Genomic DNA, 7,203 nt, shown 5'->3' on the forward strand with positions numbered 1-7,203 from the left:
AGCCCTCCCCCGGTAATATCACAACTGGCGGTTACTGGCCTGTCGCCATTTTTTCGGCGGCGGCCTGAACAGCCGTAATGGCCACGGTATTTACGATGTCGGGCACGGTGCAGCCGCGCGACAGGTCATTGACGGGCTTGTTGAGGCCCTGAAGCACGGGGCCGATGGCAACCGCGCCAGCAGCGCGCTGCACAGCCTTGTAGGTATTGTTGCCCGTATTGAGGTCGGGGAAGATGAAGACAGTTGCCTTGCCTGCCACCTTGCTGTCGGGCATTTTGGTCTTGGCCACGCTGGGGTCAATGGCTGCGTCGTACTGCAAGGGGCCTTCGAGGGCCAGTTCAGGAGCCATTTCCTTGGCGATGCGGGTGGCTTCCACCACTATGTCCACGTCAGCACCCTTGCCGGACGTGCCGGTGGAGTACGAAAGCATGGCAATGCGGGGCTCGATGCCGAACACTTCCGCCGTATGGGCAGACGCGATGGCAATTTCGGCCAGCTGCTGTGCCGTGGGGTTGGGATTGACTGCGCAGTCGCCGAAAACCAGCACACGGTCCTTGAGGCACATGAGGAAGACCGAAGACACAACCGAGAAGTTGGGCTTGGTCTTAACAAACTCAAAGGCAGGGCGAATGGTGTGGGCCGTGGTGTTGACCGCGCCGGATACCATACCGTCGGCATCGTCTACCTTGACCATCATTGTGGCGTAGTAGGTGGGGTCCGTCATCGTGTCACGGGCCTGCTCGGGCGAAATGCCCTTCTTTTTGCGCAGCTCGTAATAGGTGTTGGCGTACTCATCGAATTTGGCGGAATTGACGGGGTCAATAAGGGTTGCCTTTTCGATGTCCAGGCCAAGGGTGTTGGCCTTGGTGCGGATTTTGTCCACGTCACCCAGCAGGGTGATATGGGCCACATCGCGGCGCAGCAGGATGTCCGTAGCGCGAAGTATGCGTTCTTCAGTGCCTTCGGCCAGAACGATGCGCATCTTGTTGGCCTTGGCGCGTTCGATAAGCTCGAACTCGAACATCATAGGCGTGATGCGCGCGCTGCGCTTGCTTACAATACGGCTGGCGATTTCTTTGCCGTTGACATGCTGCTCGAAAAGACCAAGCACGGTGTTGATCTTGCGAACGTTGCCGGGTTCGATGGGAGCGATAAGCTCCTGAAGGGCCAGCATGGTATTGTAGGTGTGCCCCTTGGTCAGCAGGATGGGCAGGGGAGAAGCCGTCCAGCCTTCAATGAATTTGCACACGGCCTCATCCGGGCGGATGCCGCCTGTGAGCAGCACGCCAGCGATGTCGGGCGTGGAGGAGGTGAGGCGCGAGGCAATGGCGGCCAGCAGCACGTCGGCGCGGTCACCGGGCGTCACGATAAGCTGATCTTTGGCGATGTAAGGCAGCACATTGTTCACGTGCATGGCCGCGATCAGATAGTCGTCCACCAGGGCGTCCAGACGGTTTTCGCCAAAAAGCACTTCCGCGCCCAGGCCCTTTTTCACGTCGCCCATTGTGGGCTGGCCGATGGTGGGCTCATTGGGCACCGAGTAGATAAGGGCCTTGCGGTCGTCAGTGCTGAAATGGGTGCGCAGTTCGTCAAGTTCAGTCTGGGTGAGGTTGCGGCGGTTGATGATGGTAGCCACAACATCCAGAGAAAAGGGCGCAAGGCTGTCCATAGTGATCTGGAGAGACTCGCGAATGTCTTCAGCCGTGGCCTTGTGCCCGCTGGTCACCAGAATGACAGGCGTGCCCAGGTTGGCGGCGATTTCGGCGTTGAGGTCGAACTCGAACACCGGGTCTTTGGCCAGAAAGTCCGTACCCACGCAAAGCACGAATTCAAAGGTTTCCAGCAGTTTCTTATACTTCTGGATGATGTTTTCGATAAGCAGGTTGCGTGAGCCCTGATTGATGATCTGGCGGGCTTCGCGCTGGGTGTAGGCAAAGGTGTCGGCATAGTCCATCTTGAGTTTGAAGTACTCAAGCATCAGGTGGATGTCCGGGTCACGGTCGTCCCATAGGGGTTCATTGATGATGGGGCGAAAGAATGCCACGTTGCGCATACTGCGGCTGAGCAGCTGCATGGCTCCCAGGGCGATGGCGCTTTTGCCCGTCATAGGGCCGGTGGCTGTGATATAGAGTCCGTTATACATAAGCTTCCCCTGATTGTGCCGGGCAGGCTGGCAGGATGACGCGAAAAGGGCGCAGGCCTTCACCTGCGCCCCGGCCTATTGTTCTATGGCATGACCGCGTCCGCCGCCTGAAACCCCTAGTCGGAGTCCGGTGGCGAACGCGGTCTTCATTCGTCAGGTTCCTACTTGCTTTCGCCAGCTACTTCGCTGGCGTCAGGGTAGGGCAGATCGGCCAGCTGCTTCAACATAGCATAGCGTTCGGCGTAGGCAGCAGCCAGGTCTTCACGCAGCATCTTGGAAGCTTCGGGATCGGTCTTTTCCAGTGAGGCAAAGCGGGTTTCGCCACCCAGGAATTCCTGGATGTCCACGCTGGGAGCTTTGCTGTCGAGCTGGAAGGGATTTTTCTTTTCCTTGGACAGTTCGGGATGGTAGCGGTACAGGGGCCAGTAGCCCGTCTGCACGGCCAGCTTGGATTCTTCCTGGCTCTTGCCCATGCCCTTGCGCAGGCCCTGGTTGATGCAGGGAGCGTAAGCGATGATGAGCGAGGGGCCCTTGTAGGCTTCGGCTTCGCGGAAGGCCTTGAGGGTCTGCTGCTTGTCGGCGCCCATAGAGATGGAGGCCACGTACACATACCCGTAGGTCATGGCCATGCGGCCCAGGTCTTTTTTGCCGGTGCGCTTGCCTGCGGCGGCAAACTGGGCAACAGCGCCAAGCGGGGTAGCCTTGGAGGACTGGCCGCCCGTGTTGGAGTACACTTCGGTGTCCATCAGCAGGATGTTGATGTCGTCGCCAGTGGCCAGCACGTGGTCCAGGCCGCCGTAACCGATGTCGTAGCCCCAGCCGTCGCCGCCGAAGATCCACACGCTCTTCTTGGTGAAGAGGTCGTCCATGTGCCAGATTTCGTGGGCCAGATGGCTTTCAAAGGAATCAAGGTTGGCGATCACCTGGTCGCCGTACTTGCGGGAACCTTCGGCGTCGTCCTTGTTGGCCAGCCAGCCTTCCATAGCTTCTTTGAGCTCGGGGCTGATGCTTTCTTCCTTCAGAGCTTCTTCAATCTTCATTGCCAGCAGGTTGCGGCGCTGGTCGTAGGCAAGGCCCATGCCGCAGCCGTATTCGGCGGCGTCTTCAAACAGGGAGTTGCCCCAGGCCGGACCGAAGCCGTCCTTGTTGGTGCAGTAAGGCGTGGTGGGCGAAGAAGCGCCCCAGATGGAGGAGCAACCCGTGGCGTTGGCGACAATCATGCGTTCGCCGAAGAGCTGGGTAAGCACCTTGACATAGGGGGTTTCGCCGCAACCGGCGCAAGCGCCGGAGAACTCGTGCAGGGGCTGCTGGAGCTGCGAACCCTTAACGGTGTCGCGGGCCAACAGGTTGTCCTTGAGAGTCACATGGGTTTCAGCAAAAGCCAGGTTGGCTTTCTGGGCGTCCATCTGGGTTTCCAGCGGCTTCATGACCAGAGCCTTGTTCTTGGCGGGGCACACGTCAGCGCAGGAACCGCAGCCCAGGCAGTCTTCAGGGTAAACCTGAATGCGGAACTTCATTTCCTTAAGTTCCTTGCCCATAGCGTCCTTGGTCACAAAGCTGGCCGGGGCGCCTTCCAGTTCTTCAGTGGTGGCGAGCACGGGGCGAATGGCCGCGTGGGGGCACACGAAGGAGCACTGGCAGCACTGAATGCAGTTTTCCACCTGCCATTCGGGCACGGCAATGGCCACGCCACGCTTTTCGCAAGCGGCGGTGCCAAGGGGCATGAAGCCAGCCGGATCCATAGCGGACACGGGCAGCTTGTCGCCCTGCTGGGCAAGAATGGGACGCACCACGCTGCGGATGTAATCATCGTCGTCGCAGTGGCACACTTCAGCGCCTTCAGTGGTGTTGGCCCAGCTGGCGGGGTACTTGATTTCTTCCAGGGCGTCCATGCCCTTGTCCACGGCGGCGATGTTCATGTTGACGATCTTGTCGCCCTTGCTGCCGTAGGTTTTCTTGATGGATTCCTTGAGCAGGGCCACGGCCTTGTCAAAGTCGAGCACGTTGGCGAGCTTGAAGAAGGCGGTCTGCATGATCATGTTGATGCGGCCGCCAAGGCCCACTTCCTGGGCAACCTTCACGGCGTCCACGTTGTAGAACTTGAGCTTCTTGCGGGCGATGGTGCGCTTCATTTCGGCGGGCAGGTGCTTTTCCAGATCGGCCAGCGACCAGTTGGAGTTCAGCACAAAGGTGCCGCCGTCTTTGATGCCTTCAAGAATGTCGTACTGGGTCACATAGGCAGCCTTGTGACAGGCAACGTAGTCGGCCTTGGTGATGAGGTACGAGGAGGTGATGGGGGCAGAGCCGAAACGCAGATGCGACACGGTGAAGCCACCAGATTTCTTGGAGTCATAGGCAAAGTAGGCCTGGGCGTAGAGATCGGTGTTGTCGCCGATGATCTTGATGGCCTGCTTGTTGGCGCCCACGGTGCCGTCAGCGCCGAGGCCGAAGAACTTGCACTGCACGGTGCCGGCGGGCACGGTGTCGATTTCTTCGTCCACGTCAAGGGAGAGGTTGGTCACGTCGTCATTGATGCCGACGGTGAAGTGGTTCTTGGGCTGCAGGGCCAGCATGTTGTCGTACACGGCTTTGGCCATGCCGGGGGTGAAGTCCTTGGAACCCAGACCGTAACGACCGGCCACGATGGTGGGAGCTTCGCCCTTTTCAAAGAAGGCGGTACAGATGTCCTGATACAGGGGCTCGCCCAGAGCGCCACTTTCCTTGGTGCGGTCAAGCACGGTGATGCAGCTGGTGGTGGCGGGCAGGGCGCGCAGCAGATGCTCGGTGGAGAAGGGACGGAACAAGCGCACCTTCACAAGGCCCACGCGCTGACCCTGGTTGTTCAGGTAGTTCACCGTTTCTTCGGCCACTTCACAGGAAGAACCCATAGAAATGATGACGCGGTCGGCTTCGGGGTGACCCACGTAGTCGAACAGGCGGTATTTGCGGCCAGTGATGGATTCCACTTTCTTCATGTTTTCAAGCACGATGCCGGGCACGGCATCGTAGAAGAGGTTGGAAGCTTCACGGTTCTGGAAGTAAATGTCGGGGTTCTGGGCAGTGCCACGGATGTGGGGATGCTCAGGATTCATAGCGGTGGAACGGAATTCAGCCACTTTGTCCCAGTTCACCAGACCACGGATGTCTTCGTAGTCAATGGTTTCGATCTTCTGCACTTCGTGGGAGGTACGGAAGCCGTCAAAGAAGTGGCAGAAGGGCAGGCTGGAGTCGATGGCCGACAGATGGGCCACCAGGGCCAGGTCCATACATTCCTGCACCGAGGCGGAAGCAAGGAAGCAGAAGCCCGTCTGACGGGCGGCCATGACGTCCTGATGGTCGCCAAAGATGGACAGGGCGTGGGAAGCCAGCGCACGAGCCGACACGTGAAAAACGCCGGGAAGAAGTTCGCCAGCGAGTTTGTACATGTTGGGGATCATGAGCAGCAGCCCCTGAGAGGCCGTATAGGTGGAGGTCAGCGAACCGGCGGAAAGCATACCGTGCACGGCGCCAGCTGCGCCTGCTTCGGACTGCATTTCACGCACGATCACTTTCTGGCCGAGCAGGTTCTTCATGCCCTTGGCGGCCATCTGGTCCATGACTTCGCCCATGACGGATGAAGGCGTGATGGGGTAGATCGCCGCCGTTTCCGACAGAGCGTAGGCAATATGCGTGGTTGCGTTATTGCCGTCCATGGTTTTCATGTGAGCCATCTGTTCCTCCTTGGCGCCCTGAGGCGCACAATATTTTTTCCAAATTCAGCGTGGCCGGTGCGGCCTGGGTATGCCCGCATTGTAATGAGCTGTGCGGGATGTGGTCTACTTAGGGAACATTAGGGGTTTTTGAAATCACGCGTTTGGTCAAATTTATCGCATCAAATCATGGGCGTCCATAAAAGATTATGGCAGCCCCGAAAGCGGCGTGAAAAACCGCAATTGTCGTTGCAGTGAGTCCATAGCACAAAGTTGGTTGTTTGAACAGTTAAATAGGGCGTCCGAGAAAAAATTTTTTTCGCATAAAACCCCAAAAAATGGCGTTATTTAATACTTTCAGGGTGTTCCAGCGCCGAGAAAGGCACGGGTCACCGGGGGGATGCCGCAGTACTGGTGCAATGCTGCTGGCCCAGGTAACTATTTTTTCAGGCGAGTAGGTATTGGCAGCTCTTTTATCGCCTGACTGAACGCCATTTTTTCAGCCAAAAACGCGCTCTTGCCTCTCTTGGGCTGATTCCGAAAAAAGGCTTCTCCTTTAAAACACTACACAGTTCAGAAATGTCATCCCACTGAAAAGCAAATTTTAACAGAATGCACGCTGTCTGCGCCGTGACTCACTCTCATGACAATCTGGAGCACCTGGGTTTTCATAAAGTTGCAACGCTCTGATTCAGCCATAGCATGAATTTGAGATTATTGCAGCAGTTGCTGTTGTAAAAAAATTACCAGTATGCGCTCGTTGGTGCGAACATATCTGCATGGGCAAGATTCAGCATGTTTTGGCAGATGTTTCTGCTGACTGCCGTTCAGAGGCCGCCTTGCCTCGGCAGGTCAAAGGTGCTGGCATGAGCATTTTGGGGCGTTGTGCTGCTCGGCATGCGTTTAGTCGGTGTTGCCGGCAACTGTATTCTTTTGGGGCTGTAATCTCATCCTGTGGAGCTACAGGCATATATATCACATTCCTGAAGCCGCTTTGCCTTTTTTTTGATACGGTGCCTGACTGCGGGGCCGCATGCCCAGACCTGCCAATCATAGAAGATCACCCATGCTACATTTTAGTTCATTTACATTTTGAGAAAGTGTAAATTCTTTAACGCTGCACAAAAGTGCAGAGCTCTGTAACTCTTTGTGGCTTCTGCCAAAAATTGTATTTTGGGGCAGAATGACAACTTTGAAATGTGCTGCACTTCAAAGTTTATCTGCTCTAAGAAATAATGTCAGGAGAACATACGGCAAGAGTCTGGCATGTATTTATCGTGTTTGAATTGGCTGGCGTGAAGGCGTTCTGCACTGCAAAGCAAAGAAACAGCCCCGGCTTTTGTTGAAGCCGGGGCTGCGATGCTCGTCTGA

At 56.9% G+C, this 7,203-nt stretch carries 2 protein-coding genes; both read right to left on the minus strand.

Going from position 1 to position 7,203, the window contains the following annotated elements:
- Positions 1-31: 31 nt before the first annotated feature.
- Positions 32-2,143 (minus strand): phosphate acetyltransferase, encoded by a 2,112-nt coding sequence (gene pta / locus QM579_RS03395; RefSeq protein WP_414997810.1) that lies wholly within the window; start codon positions 2,141-2,143, stop codon positions 32-34.
- 161 nt (positions 2,144-2,304) lie between these two features.
- Positions 2,305-5,853 carry a pyruvate:ferredoxin (flavodoxin) oxidoreductase gene (gene nifJ, locus QM579_RS03400; RefSeq protein WP_414997811.1) on the minus strand — a complete coding sequence of 1,183 codons (3,549 nt, stop codon included), beginning with the start codon at positions 5,851-5,853 and terminating at the stop codon, positions 2,305-2,307.
- Between the last annotated feature and the right edge of the window lie 1,350 nt (positions 5,854-7,203).

The organism is Desulfovibrio sp. (genome assembly GCF_047607245.1).
Lineage (GTDB): Bacteria > Desulfobacterota > Desulfovibrionia > Desulfovibrionales > Desulfovibrionaceae > Desulfovibrio.

What these genes read in the sequence shown, in the direction of transcription:
- pta (WP_414997810.1), bottom strand. Translation starts at nt 2,143, where the DNA reads ATGTATAACGGACTCTATATCACAGCCACCGGCCCTATGACGGGCAAA.
- nifJ (WP_414997811.1), bottom strand. Translation starts at nt 5,853, where the DNA reads ATGGCTCACATGAAAACCATGGACGGCAATAACGCAACCACGCATATT.